This window comes from Stutzerimonas stutzeri SDM-LAC (assembly GCF_000235745.1).
In the GTDB taxonomy this organism is placed as follows: Bacteria; Pseudomonadota; Gammaproteobacteria; order Pseudomonadales; family Pseudomonadaceae; genus Stutzerimonas; species Stutzerimonas stutzeri_H.
This window is the reverse complement of record NZ_AGSX01000119.1, coordinates 15,703-35,532: the sequence shown is the minus strand read 5'-3', so window position 1 is coordinate 35,532 and position 19,830 is coordinate 15,703. Positions and strand designations below refer to the sequence as shown.

20 protein-coding genes and 1 pseudogene are annotated in these 19,830 nt (G+C 59.0%); 8 read left to right on the top strand and 13 right to left on the bottom strand.

All coding sequences use genetic code 11. The features are described 5' to 3' along the window. Positions 1 to 102 precede the first annotated feature (102 nt). Entirely contained in the window at positions 103 to 1,302 is a 1,200-nt protein-coding gene (tyrS, locus tag PSTU_RS0112440; RefSeq protein ID WP_019341360.1) for a tyrosine--tRNA ligase, read from the bottom strand. Between the two features lie 184 nt (positions 1,303 to 1,486). On the opposite strand from tyrS, the gene PSTU_RS0112435 reads away from it, so the two are divergent. Further along, positions 1,487 to 2,884, top strand: coding sequence for a peptidoglycan DD-metalloendopeptidase family protein (locus PSTU_RS0112435; RefSeq protein WP_019341359.1), 1,398 nt, complete (start codon positions 1,487 to 1,489; stop codon positions 2,882 to 2,884). Further along, positions 2,885 to 3,976 carry an anhydro-N-acetylmuramic acid kinase gene (locus tag PSTU_RS0112430; protein WP_019341358.1) on the top strand — a complete coding sequence of 364 codons (1,092 nt, stop codon included), beginning with the start codon at positions 2,885 to 2,887 and terminating at the stop codon, positions 3,974 to 3,976. It begins immediately after the preceding gene. A gap of 96 nt (positions 3,977 to 4,072) precedes the next feature. On the opposite strand, the gene erpA is transcribed toward PSTU_RS0112430, so the two are convergent. Then, positions 4,073 to 4,423: an iron-sulfur cluster insertion protein ErpA gene (gene erpA, locus PSTU_RS0112425; protein WP_019341357.1), complete on the bottom strand. Its 351-nt coding sequence runs from the start codon at positions 4,421 to 4,423 to the stop codon at positions 4,073 to 4,075. 142 nt (positions 4,424 to 4,565) lie between these two features. After that, entirely contained in the window at positions 4,566 to 5,600 is a 1,035-nt protein-coding gene (gene argC, locus PSTU_RS0112420; RefSeq protein WP_019341356.1) for an N-acetyl-gamma-glutamyl-phosphate reductase, read from the bottom strand. A gap of 134 nt (positions 5,601 to 5,734) precedes the next feature. Between argC and hemJ the strand changes: the two genes are divergently transcribed. The 3 genes from hemJ to PSTU_RS0112405 all read left to right on the top strand — a co-directional run bounded on the left by hemJ (position 5,735) and on the right by PSTU_RS0112405 (position 8,189). Then, complete coding sequence (gene hemJ, locus PSTU_RS0112415; protein WP_019341355.1) at positions 5,735 to 6,163, top strand: protoporphyrinogen oxidase HemJ; 429 nt, start codon at positions 5,735 to 5,737, stop codon at positions 6,161 to 6,163. A gap of 21 nt (positions 6,164 to 6,184) precedes the next feature. Further along, positions 6,185 to 7,159, top strand: coding sequence for an NAD(P)H-dependent flavin oxidoreductase (locus PSTU_RS0112410; RefSeq protein WP_019341354.1), 975 nt, complete (start codon positions 6,185 to 6,187; stop codon positions 7,157 to 7,159). 106 nt (positions 7,160 to 7,265) lie between these two features. Further along, entirely contained in the window at positions 7,266 to 8,189 is a 924-nt protein-coding gene (locus PSTU_RS0112405; protein ID WP_019341353.1) for a DUF805 domain-containing protein, read from the top strand. Positions 8,190 to 8,221: 32 nt separating this feature from the next. Here the strand turns inward: PSTU_RS0112405 and PSTU_RS0112400 are convergent, their stop codons facing one another. After that, a complete protein-coding gene (locus tag PSTU_RS0112400; RefSeq protein WP_019341352.1) occupies positions 8,222 to 9,697 on the bottom strand; it encodes an AAA family ATPase in 1,476 nt (491 codons plus the stop codon). Positions 9,698 to 9,775: 78 nt separating this feature from the next. Between PSTU_RS0112400 and PSTU_RS0112395 the strand changes: the two genes are divergently transcribed. Next, positions 9,776 to 10,117 carry a histidine triad nucleotide-binding protein gene (locus tag PSTU_RS0112395; RefSeq protein WP_019341351.1) on the top strand — a complete coding sequence of 114 codons (342 nt, stop codon included), beginning with the start codon at positions 9,776 to 9,778 and terminating at the stop codon, positions 10,115 to 10,117. 63 nt (positions 10,118 to 10,180) lie between these two features. Further along, positions 10,181 to 10,828 (top strand): 2-polyprenyl-3-methyl-6-methoxy-1,4-benzoquinone monooxygenase, encoded by a 648-nt coding sequence (coq7, locus tag PSTU_RS0112390; RefSeq protein WP_019341350.1) that lies wholly within the window; start codon positions 10,181 to 10,183, stop codon positions 10,826 to 10,828. 283 nt (positions 10,829 to 11,111) lie between these two features. On the opposite strand, the pseudogene PSTU_RS22050 reads toward coq7, so the two are convergent. Beyond that, positions 11,112 to 11,328 (bottom strand): annotated as a pseudogene (locus PSTU_RS22050) (hypothetical protein); the annotation flags it as partial. Positions 11,329 to 11,414: 86 nt separating this feature from the next. Next, positions 11,415 to 11,837 (bottom strand): OsmC family protein, encoded by a 423-nt coding sequence (locus PSTU_RS0112385; RefSeq protein WP_019341349.1) that lies wholly within the window; start codon positions 11,835 to 11,837, stop codon positions 11,415 to 11,417. Between the two features lie 218 nt (positions 11,838 to 12,055). Here PSTU_RS0112385 and crp point away from each other — a divergent pair, with 218 nt between their 5' ends. Continuing rightward, entirely contained in the window at positions 12,056 to 12,700 is a 645-nt protein-coding gene (crp, locus tag PSTU_RS0112380; RefSeq protein ID WP_019341348.1) for a cAMP-activated global transcriptional regulator CRP, read from the top strand. A gap of 60 nt (positions 12,701 to 12,760) precedes the next feature. Here the strand turns inward: crp and trpC are convergent, their stop codons facing one another. The 7 genes from trpC to gabT form a co-directional block, all read right to left on the bottom strand. Then, positions 12,761 to 13,597 (bottom strand): indole-3-glycerol phosphate synthase TrpC, encoded by an 837-nt coding sequence (gene trpC, locus PSTU_RS0112375; RefSeq protein ID WP_019341347.1) that lies wholly within the window; start codon positions 13,595 to 13,597, stop codon positions 12,761 to 12,763. Continuing rightward, positions 13,594 to 14,640 (bottom strand): anthranilate phosphoribosyltransferase, encoded by a 1,047-nt coding sequence (trpD, locus tag PSTU_RS0112370; RefSeq protein ID WP_019341346.1) that lies wholly within the window; start codon positions 14,638 to 14,640, stop codon positions 13,594 to 13,596. The genes trpC and trpD overlap by 4 nt, the downstream gene beginning before the upstream one ends. Next, positions 14,640 to 15,233: an aminodeoxychorismate/anthranilate synthase component II gene (locus PSTU_RS0112365; RefSeq protein ID WP_019341345.1), complete on the bottom strand. Its 594-nt coding sequence runs from the start codon at positions 15,231 to 15,233 to the stop codon at positions 14,640 to 14,642. The genes trpD and PSTU_RS0112365 overlap by 1 nt, the downstream gene beginning before the upstream one ends. A gap of 2 nt (positions 15,234 to 15,235) precedes the next feature. Further along, positions 15,236 to 16,720 (bottom strand): anthranilate synthase component I, encoded by a 1,485-nt coding sequence (trpE, locus tag PSTU_RS0112360; protein WP_019341344.1) that lies wholly within the window; start codon positions 16,718 to 16,720, stop codon positions 15,236 to 15,238. Positions 16,721 to 16,900: 180 nt separating this feature from the next. Then, a complete protein-coding gene (locus PSTU_RS0112355; RefSeq protein WP_019341343.1) occupies positions 16,901 to 17,602 on the bottom strand; it encodes a phosphoglycolate phosphatase in 702 nt (233 codons plus the stop codon). Further along, the gene (rpe, locus tag PSTU_RS0112350; RefSeq protein WP_019341342.1) at positions 17,599 to 18,273 is read right to left on the bottom strand and encodes a ribulose-phosphate 3-epimerase; all 675 of its coding nucleotides are present in this window, start codon (positions 18,271 to 18,273) and stop codon (positions 17,599 to 17,601) included. The genes PSTU_RS0112355 and rpe overlap by 4 nt, the downstream gene beginning before the upstream one ends. Positions 18,274 to 18,375: 102 nt before the next feature. Beyond that, entirely contained in the window at positions 18,376 to 19,656 is a 1,281-nt protein-coding gene (gene gabT / locus PSTU_RS0112345; RefSeq protein ID WP_019341341.1) for a 4-aminobutyrate--2-oxoglutarate transaminase, read from the bottom strand. Positions 19,657 to 19,830 lie beyond the last annotated feature (174 nt).

The window sequence follows — 19,830 nt, the reverse complement described above, 5'->3', positions numbered from 1 at the left end:
CGCTAACCTCTTGATTTACCAGAGGTTTCGCCTAAGGCCTGCGCCGGAGAAGGTGCGCATTATAGGCACTCAGAATGTTACGTCAACCGTTGTTTTTGGTCTTTATTCGATCTTGAGCGACACTCGACCGAACGCCTTCTTTCCTGCCTGGCAGATATGCGTAGCGCCAAGCTTGAAAACGAACGCCTTATCAACTGCCTGACCATCCACGCGCACGCCACCCGAAGCTAGAAGATCGCGGGCTACCGCTGCATTCTTTACCAGCCCAGCCCGATTCAGCACGGAAGCAATTGGCATATCTTCCGACGAAGACAGCTCTAACTCGGGAATGTCTTCAGGGAGCTCCCCTTCTTTCATTCTATTGCCAGCAGAACGATGAGCAGTCGCTGCAGCCTCCTCACCGTGGAAACGCGCAACAATTTCCTCAGCAAGCTTAATCTTGATGTCGCGAGGATTCGCGCCACGCTGAACGTCCGCTCGAAACTCTTCGATTTCTTCCATAGCGCGAAAGCTAAGCAGCTCGAAGTATCGCCACATGAGCGCATCCGGAATCGAAACGAGCTTGCTGTACATGACACCTGGCGCTTCTTGGATGCCCACGTAGTTACCGAGCGACTTGGACATCTTCTTGACGCCGTCCAACCCCTCAAGGAGCGGCATCGTCACGATGCATTGTGATTCCTGTCCATAAGCGCGCTGAAGCTCACGCCCCATCAACAGATTGAACTTCTGATCAGTGCCACCCAATTCAACATCCGCACGCAGCGCAACGGAATCGTAGCCCTGCACCAGCGGATACAGGAATTCGTGGATGGCAATAGGCTGGTTAGTCGAGTAGCGCTTGCTAAAATCATCGCGCTCCAGCATACGAGCCACGGTGTACTGAGAAGCCAAGCGGATAAAGTCCGATGGCGTCAGCTGGTCCATCCAGGACGAATTGAATGCCACCTCCGTCTTGGCCGGATCAAGAATCTTGAACACTTGGTTCTTGTAGGTTTCTGCGTTCTCCAATACCTGATCGCGCGTCAGAGGCGGGCGCGTTGCGCTCTTGCCACTTGGATCGCCGATCATGCCGGTGAAATCACCGATAAGGAAGACAACCTGATGCCCCAGATCTTGAAACTGGCGCAGCTTATTTATAAGCACGGTGTGACCGAGATGGAGATCCGGCGCAGTTGGATCGAAGCCGGCCTTGATTCGAAGCGGAAGACCTCGCTCCAGCTTGTTAACCAGCTCTGCCTCGACGAGCACTTCGTCAGCGCCCCGCTTGATCACCGACAACTGCTCTTGAACTGACTTCATTGGAGGCCCCACCCCAGGAGATAAAGGCGGTAAACCTTACAAGAACCTAGGGAAAATTCAACGCCATCAAACGCGAACCAGGCCCCGACGAGGGGATTCAAAGGTTGCCTCGACATCACTTTGCTTATATTTTAGGCAGATATTTTCTCTGTACAAAATATCGTCAGACATTTCAGACTTTCTAATGACCTATTCAAAATCGAAAGCACCTCTCTACCCGAAGAGCCATCTCCTGGCTGCAAGCGGTGTAGCTGCGCTTCTGAGCCTCGCACTCCTTGTATTCCCATCGCGCGAAGTCGAAGCCAAGAAGACGTTTCTCGATCTGCGCCTCGATACGGCCGCAGAACTTGCAACCGTAAGCGACGAGCCGCTTGCTGGCCTTTTAGTTGAACCGCCCTTCACTCCAACCGAAACCACCGGCGAACCCGAACTTCAATCATTGCTGCTGGAAAGCCCCGAAGCGGCTACCGAAGCGAAGCCACTGTCGAAAGAAGTGGTAGTGGCGAGCGGGGATACGCTATCGACGGTATTCGCAAAGGTTGGCCTTCCGCAAACAGCCGTTCACGACGTCTTGGCCAGCAGCAAAGAAGCAAAGCAGCTTGCTCGCTTGAAGGTCGGCCAGCGCCTTGAATTCGAATTGGATGAGCAGGGCAACCTAGCCCAGCTACGCAGCCAGCTGAACAAGCTGGAAAGCGTGCAATTGGAGCGGTCAGGCACGAGCTACGTATTCAAAAAGGAGCAGCTTAAGCCGGACGTGAGTACAGCTTACGCATACGGCCGCATAGAGAGCAGCTTGTTTCTTGCCGCGAAGAGAGCGGGCCTCAGTCATAACCTGACAATGGATCTGGCCAACGTGTTTGGCTACGACATCGATTTCGCCATGGACATACGCAAAGGCGATTCATTCGAGGTGATATACGAGGAAAAAACTATTGCCGGCGATAGGGTTGGAACAGGCAACATTCTTGCAGCTCGGTTCACCAACCGTGGCAAAAGCTATACAGCTGTTCGCTATACCAACAAGCAGGGCAATAGCAGCTATTACACGGCCGACGGCCAAAGCATGCGCAAAGCGTTCATTCGTACGCCGGTAGACTTCGCGCGCATCAGCTCACGCTTCTCCAACGGGCGTAAACATCCAATCCTGAACAAGATCCGCGCCCACAAAGGTGTGGACTACGCCGCAGCCCGAGGCACGCCCATCAAGAGTGCAGGAGACGGTAAGGTCCTACTCGCGGGCCGTAAAGGCGGTTACGGCAATACCGTAGTCATTCAGCACGGCAATCGCTATCGCACTCTTTATGCTCATATGCAGGGATTCGCAAAAGGCGTGCGCAACGGAGCCTCGGTCAAACAGGGACAGATCATCGGCTATATCGGCACGACCGGACTGTCGACCGGCCCGCACCTGCATTATGAATTTCAGGTCGACGGCGTGCATGTCGATCCGCTGGGCCTGAAACTCCCAATGGCAGATCCCATCGCGAAGAACGAGAAGCAGCGCTTTATACAGCTCAGCACACCTCTGATGGCGCGAATGGACGAAGAGCGTACAACCATGCTGGCGATGAAGAACGAGTAGATGCCGCTCTACATCGGCGTGATGTCGGGCACCAGCCTGGATGGTCTGGATTTCGCTCTGATTGAGCAGAGTCAACGGACAACATTGCTGGAGACGCATTACGAGCCTATGCCGGCGCGCCTCAGAAAGGATCTGCTCGACCTATGCACATCAGGTCCTGACGAAATCGCCCGCGCAGCCCTTGCCGAACAGGCTTGGGCCGAGCTCGCGGGTGCCGGGGTAAACGAACTGCTCCTCAAGGCGCAGCTTGCTCCATCCACCATCCGTGCGATAGGCAGCCACGGGCAGACCGTGCGCCACGAGCCGCAACGCGGCTTCTCGATCCAGATAGGGCACCCATCCCTACTCGCAGAACTAACCAACATCAGCGTGGTGACCGATTTCCGTCGGCGCGACATCGCTGCTGGTGGCCAAGGCGCACCGCTGGTACCTGCCTTTCATGAGAGCTTATTCAGCGACGCACAGCGAGTCAGAGCAGTCCTCAACATCGGCGGATTCAGCAACGTCAGCCTGCTACGTCCAGGCGTGGCGACACACGGCTTCGATTGTGGCCCTGGCAACGTACTACTCGATGCCTGGATACAGCGCCACCAGGAACAACCCTACGATCGCAACGGCAACTGGGCATCCAGTGGCCAGGTCAATCAGCGATTGGTTACACAATTATTAAGCGACCCATTCTTCTCTACCCGTGGCCCAAAGAGCACCGGACGAGAGCTGTTCAACCTAGCCTGGCTGGACACCCAAATCGCGTCTTTTCCCGAACTCGCTCCCGCAGATGTCCAGGCGACCCTGCTCGAACTGACTGCGCGCAGCATCGGTGAGTCGCTCATGTTGTCCCAACCTGACACTGAGGACGTACTGGTTTGCGGCGGCGGTGCGCACAACACTGCCCTGATGCAAAGACTGCAAGAATTGCTGCCAGCATGCGGGCTGGCGAGCACCGCAAGCTACGGCATAGAACCGGACTGGTTAGAAGCCATGGCGTTCGCGTGGTTAGCGCACTGCTGCATCGAAGGCATCGCCGCCAACCGGCCGAGCGTCACAGGAGCTCGTGGGCTGCGAATCCTTGGCGCGCTCTACCCTGCCTGAGCCGTTCGCGTCGCCTGTTTCAACGCCGCGTACCATTCTGACCCCAGAAATAAAAACACCGTGCCAAGGCACGGTGTCTCTTTGCCACAGCAGATCTTAGATCGAGAATGACTGACCGCAACCGCAGGTTGTCGTAGCGTTCGGATTCGTGATGATGAAGCGTGAGCCCTCCAAGCCTTCCTGATAATCAACTTCAGCACCGGCTAAGTACTGGTAGCTCATCGGGTCCACCACCAAGCTCACACCCTCACGCTCAATGATGGTGTCATCTTCAGCCAGCTCCTCGTCGAAGGTAAAACCATACTGGAAACCAGAGCAGCCGCCGCCGGTGACGAAGACGCGCAGCTTCAGCCGCGGGTTGCCCTCCTCATCGACCAGGCTCTTCACCTTGCTCGCGGCACCCTGACTGAACTGGATCGCGGTAGGTGTGAAGGATTCGACACTCATTTGGTTCTCCCGGCGCGTGAACGCACATTACTGCTTTGACGCCGCATTATCGGCTTATCCTACGAAATCGGTCAACTATTCGTCGACGGCGCGGAGCGGGGTCACGGATGCCTGTACTCAAGCGATTTCCGCGGCAGCCGGGTCACGGCAGTAAGGCAGCATTGCCTAAGCCGAGCCGTTCATCCAGACCGAAGACGATGTTCATGTTCTGCAGCGCCTGGCCGGAGGCGCCTTTGACAAGGTTATCGATGACTGACAACACCACCGCTAGATCCCCGCCCTGCGGACGGTGAATTGCGATACGGCATACGTTTGCACCGCGCACACTGCGGGTCTCCGGATGGCTGCCTGCCGGCATCACATCGACAAACGGTTCGCTAGCGTAACGTTGTTCGTAAAGCGCCTGCAGATCTACTGAGGTGTCTAGAACCGTCGCATACAGGGTGGCATGGATGCCGCGAATCATGGGGGTCAGATGAGGCACGAAGGTCAAGCCGACATCACCACCGGCTGCACGCCGCAGGCCCTGGCTGATCTCTGGCAGATGACGGTGGCCCTTTACCGCGTAGGCCATCATGCTTTCGCCCGCCTCGGTGAACAGCGATCCGATCTTCGCTGCGCGCCCGGCGCCGCTCACACCCGACTTGCAGTCAGCAATCAACCGGGATGTATCGGCCAGCCCCTGCTCCAGCAAAGGCAGATAACCAAGCTGGGTAGCTGTCGGGTAGCAACCAGGAACAGCAATCAATCGGGCTCCCTTGATCTGCTCACGATTCACCTCGGGCAAGCCGTATACCGCTTCGGGTAGCAGCGCCGGGGCTCCATGTGGCTGGCCATACCACTTTGCCCATTCATCCGCATCCTGCAGGCGAAAGTCCGCGGACAAGTCGATGACACGAGTGCCGGCATCGAGCAACTCTGCCGCCAGCGCGTGAGCAACGCCATGCGGGGTCGCAAAGAAGACCACATCGCAGGCGCCAAGCGTTGCGGTGTCCGGCACACCGAAGGCCAGCTGATCATAGTGACCTCGCAGGTTCGGATACATATCCGTCACCTTGACCCCGTTCTCGGAGCGCGAGGTGATCACAGCCACTTCCGCCTGAGGGTGCTGGGCCAACAGACGCAGCAACTCGACCCCGGTGTAGCCTGTGCCGCCAACGATTCCAACCTTGATCATGAGCTGCCTCTCGCAGTGGAACGATAAAGAACGTCGATCATAAAGGGGCCTGCGCTCAGGGCCAACCACCGAGATGACGTGCGGGCCCTCAAGCCACTACTATCGGACTGACTCTAAACTCAAGGAACTTCTGAATGCTCTATCTCTGGCTCAAAGCCTTGCACATCGTTGCGATCGTCTGCTGGTTCGCAGGGTTGTTCTATCTGCCGAGATTGTTCGTTTATCACGCCATGAGCGAGGATGCGATCAGCCGAGAGCGGTTCCAGGTCATGGAGCGCAAGCTCTATCGCGGCATCATGATTCCCTCGATGGTCGCCACGCTGGCTTTCGGCATCGGCATGATCGCACTGAACCCTGCGTTGTTTTCCAGCGGCGGCTGGCTGCACGCCAAGCTTGCACTGGTAGCCCTGCTGATTGGCTATCACCATATGTGTGGCGCCCAGCTGAAGCGGTTTGCACGCGATGAGAACACCCGCAGTCACGTGTTCTACCGCTGGTTCAACGAGTTTCCGGTATTGCTGCTACTGGCTATCGTCATTCTCGTCGTCATCAAGCCATTCTGAAACCGACTCAAGGAATCTGCCATGTCATTACCGGCCATCCTCCAAGAGCGCCTTCGTCTGCCATTGGTTGCCGCTCCAATGTTCCTGGTTTCGAACCCCGCGCTGGTAGCCGCATGTTGCAACGCCGGCGTGGTCGGTAGCTTTCCCGCACTGAACCAGCGAGAAAGCAGTGGCTTCCGAGATTGGTTACAGGAGATAGACCAGCACCTGTCAGGCGCACGCAAACCCGCCCCTTACGCCGTCAACCTGATCGTGCACCACAGTAACCCTCGGCTTCAGGCGGACCTATCGATATGCGTGGAACAGCGGGTTCCGATCGTGATCACCAGCCTCGGCGCCGTAAAGGAAGTGGTGGACGCGGTGCACAGTTATGGTGGGCTGGTGTTTCACGATGTCACCACACGACGGCATGCGGAAAAAGCTGCTGAAGCTGGGGTTGACGGCCTGATTGCGGTGGCCGCTGGCGCTGGTGGTCACGCCGGCACTTGGAGTCCGTTTGCCTTGGTGGCCGAGATTCGCCAGTTCTTCGACAAAACACTCCTGCTTTCTGGCTGCCTCAATCATGGTCACGAGATACTCGCCGCGCAAATCCTCGGTGCGGACCTGGCCTACATGGGGACGCGCTTCATTGCCACGCGTGAAAGCCAGGCTTCGGATGAATACAAGCAAATGCTGCTGCAGGCGCATGCTGCAGACATCATTCACACGGCTGCGGTATCAGGCGTGCCCGCTAGCTTTCTGCGTCAAAGTCTGCAACACGCCGGCTACGATGAGGGGCGTCTGAAGAACAAAGGCGAAATGAACTACGGCGAAAAACTCAAACCCGTCAGCGATGAAGCGAAGGCCTGGAAAACCGTGTGGTCGGCGGGCCAGGGCGTAGGGGAAATACGAGATTTGCCGAGCAGCGAAGAACTAATCGCCCGGCTGGATCGGGAATACCGTGCCGCCCACAATCGCGCGGCGCAGCTGTCGCATTGCTGGCCGCGCCAATCGTGACGCAGCTCGCAGTTGCTGCAAGCCCCAGGCAACTCAGGTTCAGGCTACTTGTTGACCGTTCAGCCACGACTTAGGCTTGCCCAAAAACCGGCAACAGGGATGTTGGATGAGCGCTGATCAGTATCGAATTGTCTTTGACGGTGAACTCGTAGCGGGCGTCTCACCAGACACGGCCAAGAGCAATCTGATCCGGCTGTTCAAATGCGACGCGGGCAAAATCGAGCGTCTATTCGGTCAAGGCTCGGTCCATATCAAGCGTGACCTGAACGCTCGGGAGGCCGACCGATACCTGCAAGCACTGCATCGCGCCGGCGTGCAGGCACGTAAGGAACCGGAATCAGCGAAAGGTATTGCGCTGGCTATCGCCGAATATGCGCCCGCACAGCCGAGCGATGCACCGGTCACTACCGAGCAGATGGCGTGCCCAAAATGTGGCCACACACAGCCAGCTGCCGTTGAGTGTTGCAGCTGTGGAATCGTGATCCAGAAATATCTGGCACGCCAAGCACTGCAGGGCGAAACGGCGCGGCACAGTCAAAGCACCATGCACCTGTATGCACCCCCGCGCGCCGACGTTGGCGAGCCAACAGCAGAGTACGGCGAGCTAAAGGTATTCACGACACAAGGCCGGATCGGTCGGCTGCGCTATCTAGCCTGGTCCATGGCGTTGATGGCTGCGGCGCTCGGCCTATTGTTAATCTCCGGCATGACGTTCGCTGCCTCGACTGTGCTCGGCGTGATTGTCACCGGCGTGTTCGGCATCGGCTTTCTGCTCGTCAGTGTTCAGATCGGTGTGCAGCGCTTGCATGACGTGGGTTGGTCCGGCTGGCTCATGCTGCTCTATCTGGTTCCGGTCATTGGCACCGTATTTCCATTGGTGGTACTGCTGATGCCAGGCAACACCGGATCGAATCGCTTCGGACCTCCGCAGCCGCCGAACACCAGGGCCGTAAAGATCCTCGCGGCGCTCTGGTTGCTCGCCCCTTTCGTTGGCATCCTGACCGCCATCGTCCTGCCGACTTATCAGTAAGCTGTAGCGTCTCTGGTAAGGCAGCAAGCCAGCTAGGCCAGTACGGCTCGCCCCGAAGCCCATCCACGAAGCTCATCCAGCTTTTCGGCCATCACCACCGAAAGCGGTGCGGTAGCCCGGATACAACCCAGGAGCATGTCTTGATCGGGATCGCTGGACTGCGCCTGCCCAGCATAGACGGCTGACACCACTACCTGCTCGATCTCCGCTCCGGAGAACCCATCGCAAGCGGCCGCAAGTGCTGACAGATCGAACTGATCGGCTTTCAGCTCCCGCCGTGCCAAGTGAATTCCGAAGATTTCTGCCCGAGTTGCCGCATCGGGCAAGTCGACGAAGAACAGCTCATCAAAGCGACCTTTACGTAGCAGTTCTGGCGGAAGTCGATCCACCGCATTGGCAGTCGCAACCATAAATACCGGCGATTCACGCTCAGCCATCCAGGTCAGCAGGGTGCCTAGGACTCGCTGACTGACGCCGCCATCCATCTCGCCCGTCGCGAGCCCCTTCTCCAACTCGTCCATCCATAACACGCAAGGCGCCATCTGTTCGGCCAGTTTCAGTGCCTCACGCAGGTTGCGCTCGGTTTCACCGAAGAACTTGTTGTACAGGCAAGCAAAATCCAGGCGCAGCAGTGGCAGTCCCCAAAGCCCAGCGACCGCCTTGGCTGCCATGCTTTTACCACCACCCTGCACGCCGACAAGCATCACCCCGCGCGGCCTATCCGATCCACTGCCTGCCACAAAGGCAGCCTGACGTTGCACCAGCCATCGTTTAAGGTTCTGCAGGCCTCCCACATCAGCGAAGCGTTCTGTTTCATATTCGAAGCCGAGCACCCCCTCCATATCCAGCAACTCGAATTTCTTGCGATTGAGCTCCGGCAGATCTTCCTGTGTGATCGCGCCGTCGTCGCAGATCAGGCTGTGCGCCAGGCCGCGAGCTTCGGCATGACTGAGCCCACGCAAATTTTTTACAACCTGCTGCAGGGTGCGATTGTCGGTACGTACGCGAGCGCCGCGATTACGCTCGCTCCAGACGGTCGCTTCATCCCGAACGATGCTCAGCAGCTCCTCCTCGGACGGCAGGGTGAGACTGAATCGAGCCGCGTAGCGTTGAACCTCCGGAGGTAACTTGAGGGCATGGGAAACCAGCACAAGCGTGGGCGCAGAAGGCCCCTGCGCCATTGCGATTTCCTTCAGCAAGCGCACCAAACGCGGCTCATCAAGAAACGGATGCAAATCGCAGAACACATACAGACTGCCCAAGGGGTCGTGCTTGACCCGCCTCAATGCAACCTCAGCCGAGCAGCTTTCGCCGGCGTCCAGTGCCTCGCCGCCGAAAGCGAGATGCCGGAGCCCTTCCGTCACGGACCACACATGAAGCGTCATCCCCCGGTTGACCGCCAACCCGCTCAGCGTCTCGAGCACTCGGCGCTCATCCCAGGATTCAATCAGCACCAATCGCAACCTTGACTCGAGCACCAGAGCCAAGTCGTGGATATCATTCTTCATTCAGCATGCTCCGTGCCAGCTAACCAGTCCGAAAATCGCCTGTTACACTGCTTTGGTTGCAATTTTTGGAGAAACGCCATGGATTGTCTATTTTGCAAAATCGTCGCCGGGGCCATCCCTGCGCAAAAGATCTATGAAGACGAACAGGTTATCGCCTTCAATGACATCGCGCCTCAGGCGCCCGTGCATTTCCTGGTGATCCCGAAGAAGCACATCGCAACCCTGCATGATCTAAGCGAGGATGACGACAAAATTCTCGCTGGGCATATCCTGTTTACCGCACAACGTCTCGCCGAAGAGCAGGGCTGTCAGGAAGGCTTTCGAGTTGTCATGAACTGCAACGACCTGGGTGGCCAGACGGTCTACCACATCCATATGCATGTGCTCGGTCAGCGTCAGATGCACTGGCCTCCCGGCTGAACACTGACGCGCCAAACAGCAGCACCAACCGCCCACGCCTGCTCCGAATCATCTGGAGGCGACATGCCCAACCAACGCCAATACTCTCCTGCGGACCGCCTGCTGCTGCAGGCCGATGCTGCTTTACGGACGCTGCTACCGTTCAGCGGCCAACCCCACCGACCAACGCCGGCTGTGTTGAAGAACAAGGCTGAGCTGAGCGACAGCGAAGCGCGCCACGTGGCCGGCCTGATGCGCATCAATCACACCGGTGAGGTCTGCGCGCAGGCGCTATACCAGGGTCAGGCACTGACAGCTCGACTGCCGAGGGTACGCGAGGCGATGGAACGCGCAGCAGATGAGGAAATCGATCATCTCGCCTGGTGCGAACAGCGCATTCATCAGTTAGGTAGCCACACTAGCGTTCTCAATCCGCTTTTTTACGGATTGTCGTTCGGCATCGGTGCGTCGGCGGGCCTGATCAGCGACCGGATCAGCCTGGGCTTCGTCGCAGCCACGGAAGATCAAGTCTGCAAACATCTCGATGAGCATCTTGAGCAGATTCCACAGGGTGACGAGAAGTCCCGGGCAATCCTCGAACAGATGCGCACGGATGAAGCGCAGCATTCGACTGCTGCCCTCGATGCCGGCGGCTTGCGCTTTCCGGCGCCAGTGAAATTCGGCATGAGCCTGATGGCCAAGGTGATGACCAAAACCACCTACCGGATCTGACCCGACATCACGAAGAAGGGCGCCTGACAGGCGCCCTCTTAATTTCTACAGTCGTTACCTGGGCTCGGCTTCGGGGAGGTGGCCCTGAATCAACTTTATTTCGTGTCGATGAACGCTTGTTACGCGCGACATCACGGCGAGAGCCACGACTTGATTCGTCGGCAGTATCGCTGCTCGAAGCGAATTGGTGGGTCGAATAGTCGAGGACTTTAGCGGTGAGATAATGCTGCAAGCGAAGGCACCGGCCCACGCGAACGGTCCTGCTGCCGCGTAATATCACGGTATTTGCACCGGTGATATCTATGACATTTGTCAGAATCGCCGCCAGCCACTCCGCGCGATATGTTTCACCGACGCACTCTACATACGCCTGCTGATCTTCTGGCGTTTCGGCAAAGCAAATGTCGTAGATATTGCAACTCAAGAAACTTCTTCAGGCTGTTGCACCCATGAAGTTGCAGTTGCGACCATGGTCCAGATGTTCTAGCGAAACGCCCCATTAAAACGGGGCGCGCATTGTGCCGATCGGGTCGCCAGCTCCAGTACGGCAAGCCGTGATCTAGGTACTCGCCCTGATTATCGGTGATCAGCCCAACTCTACGATTTCATACTCGTGGCTGATCTCGACACCGGCGCGGCCGAGCATGATCGAGGCGGAGCAGTACTTCTCGGCAGACAGTTCGACGGCACGTTTGACCTGCGCCTCCTTCAGCCCACGACCCTTGACGACGAAGCGCAGGTGAATCTTGGTAAACACCTTCGGATCCTCATCGGCGCGCTCCGCCTCCAGAAAGGCTTCACAGCTTTCCACAGCCTGACGCGACTTCTTCAGGATGCTCACTACGTCGAAGTTGCTGCAGCCACCGAGCCCCAACAACAGCATTTCCATCGGTCGAACGCCGAGATTGCGGCCACCATTTTCCGGCGGGCCATCCATCACCACGACATGGCCGCTACCAGACTCGCCAAGAAACATTGCCTCGCCAGCCCACTGGATGCGCGCTTTCATCGATAGACCTCGCTTGAAAAGGAGCGAAGCTTAGCATGACCATCAGCGGGCGCTGGAGATGGCAATCCGACGAAATGAGTGATCAAAAGTTGATATTCGTGTCGCAGTTTTGTTGTCGACCCGGACCGGTCTGTTAAGCTCGCCAAGCCTGATAACAGAACTCAGTCATACATAATAAGAACTGCCTTCTAATTGGACACATCTTCCGGGACTACAGCATGGTTGCTATTACACTTACGCCCAAGATCAAGAACATCGATAAACTCCTCGCGCATTGCCATCGTCGGCGCTATACGGCCAAGAGCACCATCATCTATGCCGGTGATCGTAGCGAAACGCTTTTCTTCATCGTTAAAGGTTCGGTCACTATCCTGATCGAAGATGACGATGGCCGCGAGATGATCATTGCCTATCTCAACTCCGGCGATTTTTTCGGGGAAATGGGACTGTTCGAAAAGGAAGGTTCGGAAAAGGAACGTAGCGCATGGGTCCGTGCCAAGACCGAATGCGAAGTAGCAGAACTGAGCTACGCCAAGTTCCGTGAACTGACGCAGCAAGACCCCGATATTCTTTATGCGCTCGGCAGCCAGATGGCCGAACGCTTGCGCAACACGACGCGCAAGGTGGGTGATCTGGCGTTCCTCGACGTAACCGGCCGCGTAGCCCGTACTCTGCTTGACCTGTGCAAGCAGCCCGATGCGATGACGCACCCGGATGGCATGCAGATCAAGATCACTCGCCAGGAGATCGGCCGCATCGTTGGCTGTTCCCGAGAAATGGTCGGGCGCGTGCTCAAGAGCCTCGAAGCACAGGGGTTGGTACACGTGAAGGGAAAGACAATGGTGGTGTTCGGTACGCGCTGAAGATCGCATCACCACGATTGAAAAAGCCGGCGAATTGCCGGCTTTTTCAATCGCAGCGAGTCAATCCGGATCAGCAGCCGTTTGCGGGCGGTTACGCCCTGGAAAGAACAAACGTTGCAGCTCAATCCCAGGCTGCTCGGCTCGCATGAAAGCCTCACCCACCAGAAACGCATAAACCTGATTGATTTCCATCAGTTCCACGTCGGCACGATGAAGTATGCCGCTCTCGGTAACCGCCAGACGATCCCGCGGAATGCGTGGTAGCAATTCGAGGGTTGTTTCCAGGCTAAGCTCGAAGGTGTGAAGATTGCGGTTGTTGATCCCGAGCAGAGGCGTATCGAGGCGCAGCGCGCGCTCCAGCTCTGCCCCATCATGGACCTCCACCAATACGTCGAGGTTCTGGGCCTTTGCCACATCTGCCAGCTCGGCCATCTGACCGTCTTCCAGCGCGGCGACAATCAGCAGAATGCAGTCAGCGCCCAAGGCTCTCGATTCGATGACCTGATACGGGTCGACCATGAAGTCCTTGCGGATGACCGGCAGCTTGCACGCCGCGCGCGCTTGCTTCAGGTAGTCATCGGCACCCTGAAAAAAATCGATATCCGTCAGCACCGAAAGGCAGGTTGCACCACCCGCCTCGTAGCTTCGGGCGATGTCCGCCGGGACAAAATCCTCGCGCAGCACCCCTTTGCTTGGTGAGGCTTTCTTAATTTCGGCAATCACAGCCGGTTGCTTGCTACGCGCCTGCTCTTGCAGCCGGCGGGCAAAGCCACGGACAGGGTCGGCTGCCGCCGCCATTGCTTCGAGTTCGGCCAGTCCAATCCGGCCACGGCGCTCGCTCACTTCTTCGCGCTTGCGCCTTATGATGTTTTCAAGAACTGTCGGCACGCTACTCATTGCGCACTCTCCTGTTTAAACACCACAGTAAAGGACACCAGCTCTTCGAACTTGTCCCGCGCCAGACCGGTGTGCAACGCGTCGTGAGCGATCTCTACGCCCTGCTTCAGGCTACTGGCGATATCGGCGGCATAAAGCGCAGCGCCGGCATTCAACACGATCATGTCGGCAGCCTTCTGGCCGTTTTCAGTTTTCCGGCGGCCCAACGCATCCCGGATAAGCATTAACGAGCCCTGTGCATCATCAACGTTGAGGCCGATCAGGCTCTGGCTCTTGATGCCGAAGTCCTCAGGCTGGATGCGGTACTCGCTGATCTCGCCCTTGTTCAGCTCGGCGACATGGGTCGGTGCCGCCAGGCTTATCTCGTCCAAGCCATCCTGCGCATGCACCACTAACACATGCTGACTACCGAGACGCGCCAGCACTTCGGCCATCGGCCGGCAGAGCTCCTTGCTGAACACGCCAAGCACCTGATGCTTGACGCCGGCCGGGTTGGACATCGGTCCGAGAATGTTGAACAACGTGCGCAGCCCCAACTCGCGCCGCGGGCCCGCCGCGAATTTCATCGCGCCGTGATGCGCGGGCGCGAACATGAAGCCAACGCCGACGGCGTCTACGCTACGGGCGACCTGCTCAGGCGTGAGATCCAAGTAAACACCGGCTGCTTCAAGCAGATCGGCGCTACCGCTCTTGCCCGACACTGCCCGGTTGCCATGCTTGGCGACCTTGCCACCGGCAGCCGCTACGACGAACGCTGCAGCGGTGGAGACGTTGAAGATGTTCATGCCATCACCACCGGTGCCGCAAGTGTCCACCAGGCGATGAGTATCGAAATGCACCGGATCAGCGAGCTCTCGCATCACCTGTACAGCGCCGACGATCTCGTCGATGGTTTCACTCTTCATGCGCATTCCCATGAGGAACGCGCCGATTTGTGCGTCGGTACATTGTCCCGTCATGATCTGGCGCATCACCGCTTTCATTTCGTCGGTGCTCAGATTCAGCTGGCCGACGATACGGTTGAGGGCTTCCTTGATATCCATCAGCGCACGCCTCCGGTCTGCTTCAGAAAATTGGCGAACAGTTCGTGACCCTGTTCGGTGAGGATGGACTCGGGATGGAACTGGACGCCCTCGATATTCAGTGTCTTGTGCCGTAGCCCCATGATCTCGTCGACGCTGCCGTCATCCAGACGCGTCCACGCCGTGACTTCGAGACAATCCGGCAGGGTTTCGCGCTTGACCACCAACGAGTGATAACGCGTCACCGTGAGCGGATTGTTGAGCCCGGCAAATACTCCGGTGTTCTCGTGCATGACCGGGCTGGTCTTGCCATGCATGACCTGACGCGCGCGCACCACGTCGCCGCCAAAGGCCTGACCAATGCTTTGATGGCCGAGGCAAACGCCAAGAATCGGCAACCTGCCAGCAAAATGACGAATCAGCTCAAGCGAAACACCCGCCTCGTTGGGGGTGCAAGGGCCGGGCGAGACAACGATGCGCTCGGGGTTCAAGGCTTCGATTTCGGCAACACTCAGCTCGTCGTTGCGCACCACTTTGACGTCCGCGCCCAGCTCACCGAGATATTGCACGACGTTGTAGGTGAAGGAATCGTAGTTATCCAGCATCAGCAGCATGATCAGTTCTCCTGCTGGTCGCGTTCGGCCAGAGCGACCGCGCGGAACATGGCGCGGCGTTTGTTCAACGTTTCTTCCCACTCCAGCGCGGGCTGCGAGTCGGCGACGATGCCGGCGCCGGCCTGCACGTGCAGCTCGCCGTCCTTGATCACCGCCGTACGGATGGCGATCGCCGTATCCATATTGCCGTTCCAGGCCAGGTAGCCGACGGCACCGCCGTAGACGCCGCGCTTCACGGGCTCCAGCTCGTCAATGATTTCCATGGCGCGAATCTTCGGCGCGCCGGAAAGCGTGCCTGCCGGCAGGATCGCCCGCAGTGCATCCATCGCCGTCAACGGTGCCTTGAGCTGGCCGGTGACGTTGGAGACGATATGCATGACGTTGGAGTAACGCTCGATGACCATCTTTTCCGTCAGCCGTACCGAGCCGTTTTCGGCGACACGGCCCACATCATTGCGGCCCAGGTCGATCAACATCAGGTGTTCGGCCAGCTCCTTGGCGTCGCTGAGCAGGTCCTGCTCCAACGCCAGATCGGCCTCCTCGTTGGCCCCGCGTGGGCGGGTCCCGGCAATCGGCCGAACTGTGACCAGGCCTTCCTCGACGCGCACCAAGACCTCCGGCGACGAGCCCACCACGTGGAAATCGCCAAAATTGAAAAAGTACATGTAGGGCGTCGGGTTGAAGCAGCGCAGTGCGCGGTAAAGATCGATCGGCGAGGCCTTGAAGGGAATCGACATGCGCTGGGAAATCACCACCTGCATGCAGTCGCCGGCAAGGATGTAGTCCTTGATGCGCTCAACTGCCTGTTCGTAATCCCCGCGACTGAAGCTGGAGCGGAACGCCGGCTCGGTGCCGCCTCCGCTTTCGAAATCCAGGCCCAGGCGCGGCATGATCGACTGGCGCAGTTTCTCGCGCAGCGCTTGCAGCTTGGCCAGTCCCGCCTCGTAGGCGTCCGGCTGCGCTGGATCGGCCAACACGATGCAGTGAAGCTTGCCGGCCAGGTTGTCGAACACCACGACCGCATCGGAGACCATCAACAGGATATCCGGCGTACCCAGCGGATCGGGATTGGGACATGTCGCCAGCTTGCGCTCCACATAACGCACGCTGTCGTAGCCGAAGTAGCCCACCAGCCCCCCGTTGAAGCGCGGCAGGCCATCGACGGGCGCCACGCGGTAACGTTGCTGGAAGGATTCGACGAAGGCCAGCGGGTCTTCGACCTCGCAGGTCTCGGTCTCGACGCCGTCAGTGGTCACGCTGATCCGGTGATCCTGCACCCGCAGTACCGTGCGGCACGGCAGGCCAATGATGGAGTAGCGCCCCCACTTCTCACCGCCCTGCACGGACTCGAGCAGGTAGGAATTGGGCGCGTCGGCGAGCTTGAGATACAGCGTCAGCGGGGTATCGAAGTCAGCGATGGTTTCGAACGACAGGGGAATGCGGTTGTGGCCTTGGTCGGCCAAACGCAGGAATTCTTCGCGGGTCATGTCAGCCTCGTGGTCGGAGGGAGCTACTTGGGTCGGATGCAAACGGACCGGCCGAGCCGGCAGAAAGATGTCAGGCGCGCCAGCGCCAACGGGCCAGGGCCTTGATGACATTCATCCATTGTTTGCGAGTGACCACCACGATCTGATCTCGTCCAGGCGGATTACGGAACAGGGGCCACACTAGCGCAGCCCCGGAACCGAAGCAACCAGCTCGCGCAGGTCAGCGACCACCAGGGCAGGCGCCTCGTTGGCGATGGGTTCGCCGTGGTTGTAGCCATAGGTGAGCGCAACGCAGGGCACGGCCGCCGCCTTCGCCGCGCGCACATCATTTCGCGAGTCCCCGACGAACAGCGACTCGCCTGGCGCGACATCCGCCTTGTCCATGACCCAGAACAGCGCCGCCGGATCGGGCTTTTGCTGCGGCAAGGTATCTCCGCCCACCAGCCACTGGAAATACCCGGCCAGGCCCTTCTCCTCCAGCAGCGGCTCGATGAATTGCGCCGGCTTGTTGGTGATGATCGCCAGCTTCACGTCACGCTCGCGCAGCCAGTCCAGGCATTCGATGACACCTGGGTAAACGGTGGTCAGTGCATGACCACCGGAATAGGCCTGCATGAACAGCGCCAGCGCCACGTCGGCCAACTCGTCCGCGACGCCGTCATGCTGCAGCTGCCCGGCCAGCGCTCGGCGCACCAGCACGCGCGAGCCATTGCCGACCCAGTCGCGCACCCGGGCGACGCCGACCGGCTCACGACCGAGCAACATCAGCATCTTGTCCACTGCGGCGGCCAGGTCCGGCACCGAGTCCATCAGTGTGCCGTCCAGGTCGAACATCACCAGACGCGGCAGCCGACCGTCGAACAGCTGCTCCAGGCGGGTCATGGGCGAGCCAGCGCGAGTTCAGCGCGCATCTGGTCGATCACCGCCTTGTAGTCCGGTTGATTGAAGATCGCCGAGCCGGCCACGAAAGTATCGGCGCCCGCGGCGGCGATTTCGCGGATGTTCTTCGGATTGACGCCGCCGTCGATCTCCAGCCGGATGTCCCGTCCGCTGGCATCGATCAGTGCACGCGCTTCGCGCAGTTTGTCGAGGGTGCCGGGAATGAACTTCTGCCCACCGAAACCGGGGTTCACACTCATCAGCAGCACCATGTCGACCTTGTCCATCACGTACTTGAGCACGTCCAGCGGCGTGGCCGGATTGAACACCAGGCCGGCCTTGGCGCCGCCGTCCTTGATCAGCTGCAGCGATCGATCGATGTGTTCGGAGGCTTCCGGGTGGAAGGTGATGTAGCTGGCACCCGCCTCGAGGAAATCACCAATCATGCGGTCGACCGGTTTGACCATCAGGTGCACGTCGATGGGTGCGGTGACGCCATGCTTGCGCAACGCCGCGCAGACCATCGGGCCGATGGTCAGGTTGGGGACGTAGTGGTTGTCCATGACATCGAAATGGACGATGTCCGCGCCAGCGGCGAGCACGTTGTCCACTTCCTCGCCCAGGCGGGCGAAATTGGCGGAAAGAATCGAAGGGGCGATAGCGAACGGCTGCATGACGACCTCGGGTAGCACGGCGGAATGCCGCGCATTGTACCCGAGGGGTCAGGGTTGCGGCGCGGCTGACATCCGTTGCGGATGCCGGTGCGCCACGCGCGATCAAGTTAGCTCGTCAAAACACTCACTGATAATGGACAGGCCGCGCTCAAGCAGGTCGTCCTCAACGGTGAGCGGCACCAGCACCCGCAGCACGTTGTAATAGGTGCCGCAGGACAGCAGGATCAAGCCCTTGTCCCGTGCCTTGGCGACGATCTGCGAGGTCAGCGCCGCGGCCGGACGCGCGTGATCGCCCTCCTCGAACAGCTCGATGGCGATCATCGCGCCGAGCCCGCGGACTTCGCCGATCTCCTTGTGCCGCGCCTGGATGGATTTGAGCCCGGCGGTAAGCTTCTCGGCCACCGCCTTGCAACGGTCGAGCAGCTGCTCTTCCTCGAAGATTTCCATGACCGCCAGCGCCGCCGCGCAGGACAGCGGGTTACCGGCGTAGGTGCCGCCGAGCCCGCCCGGCGCAATGGCGTCCATGATCTCGGCCTTGCCACACACGCCAGCAATCGGAAAACCACCGCCGACCGACTTGGCAAAGGTGGTCAGGTCGGCGACCACACCCATCTGCTCCATGGCGAAGAAAGTGCCGGTGCGCCCGGCGCCGGTCTGCACTTCGTCAGCGATCAGCAGGATGCCGTGTTCATCGCAGAGCGCACGCAGGCGCGCCATGAATTCCTTCGGTGCGACATTGAAGCCACCCTCGCCCTGCACCGGCTCGATGATGATCGCAGCGATGTCCCGCGGCTCGGCATCGTTCTTGAAGATGCGCTCGATGCTCGCGATGGACTCATCGACGCTAACGCCATGGATAGCGCAGGGATATTGCGCGCGGAAAATGCCGCCCGGCATCAGGCCCATGCCCGCCGAGTAGGGCGCGACCTTGCCGGTCAGACCGAGGGTCATCATGGTGCGGCCGTGATAAGCGCCGGTAAAGGCAATCACGCCGGCGCGTCCGGTGGCAGCGCGGGCGATTTTCACCGCGTTTTCCACCGCTTCGGAGCCGGTGGTGACCAGCAGGGTCTTCTTGTCGAAATCGCCGGGTACCCGCGCATTGATCTTCTCGCACAGCTCCACGTACGGCTCATAGGCCAGTACCTGGAAGCAGGTATGGGTCAGCTTATGCAGCTGGTCTTCCACGGCCTTAATGATCTTCGGGTGCAGGTGACCGGTATTCAGCACGGCGATGCCACCGGCGAAATCGATGAACTCGCGGCCTTCGACGTCGACCACGCTGCTGTTCTTGGCATGGTCAGCAAAGATCGGGTGGATCTGGCCGACGCCACGGGGAACAGCGGCAACACGGCGTTGCATCAGGGATTCGTTGGTCTTGCTCATAAGCTCCTCGGTAGCCGCTCATCGTCGGCACGGGTCGGAATGAACGTCGGGACGTACGCGCCGCAGCATACGATGATCGACTGCGCCGCCCTCCCAAGCGTTCGGATTACAGTAAAACTCCGTGCAATATTTTGCACGCCCAATCTGAGCCCATCGACCTGCAACAGCGTCGTT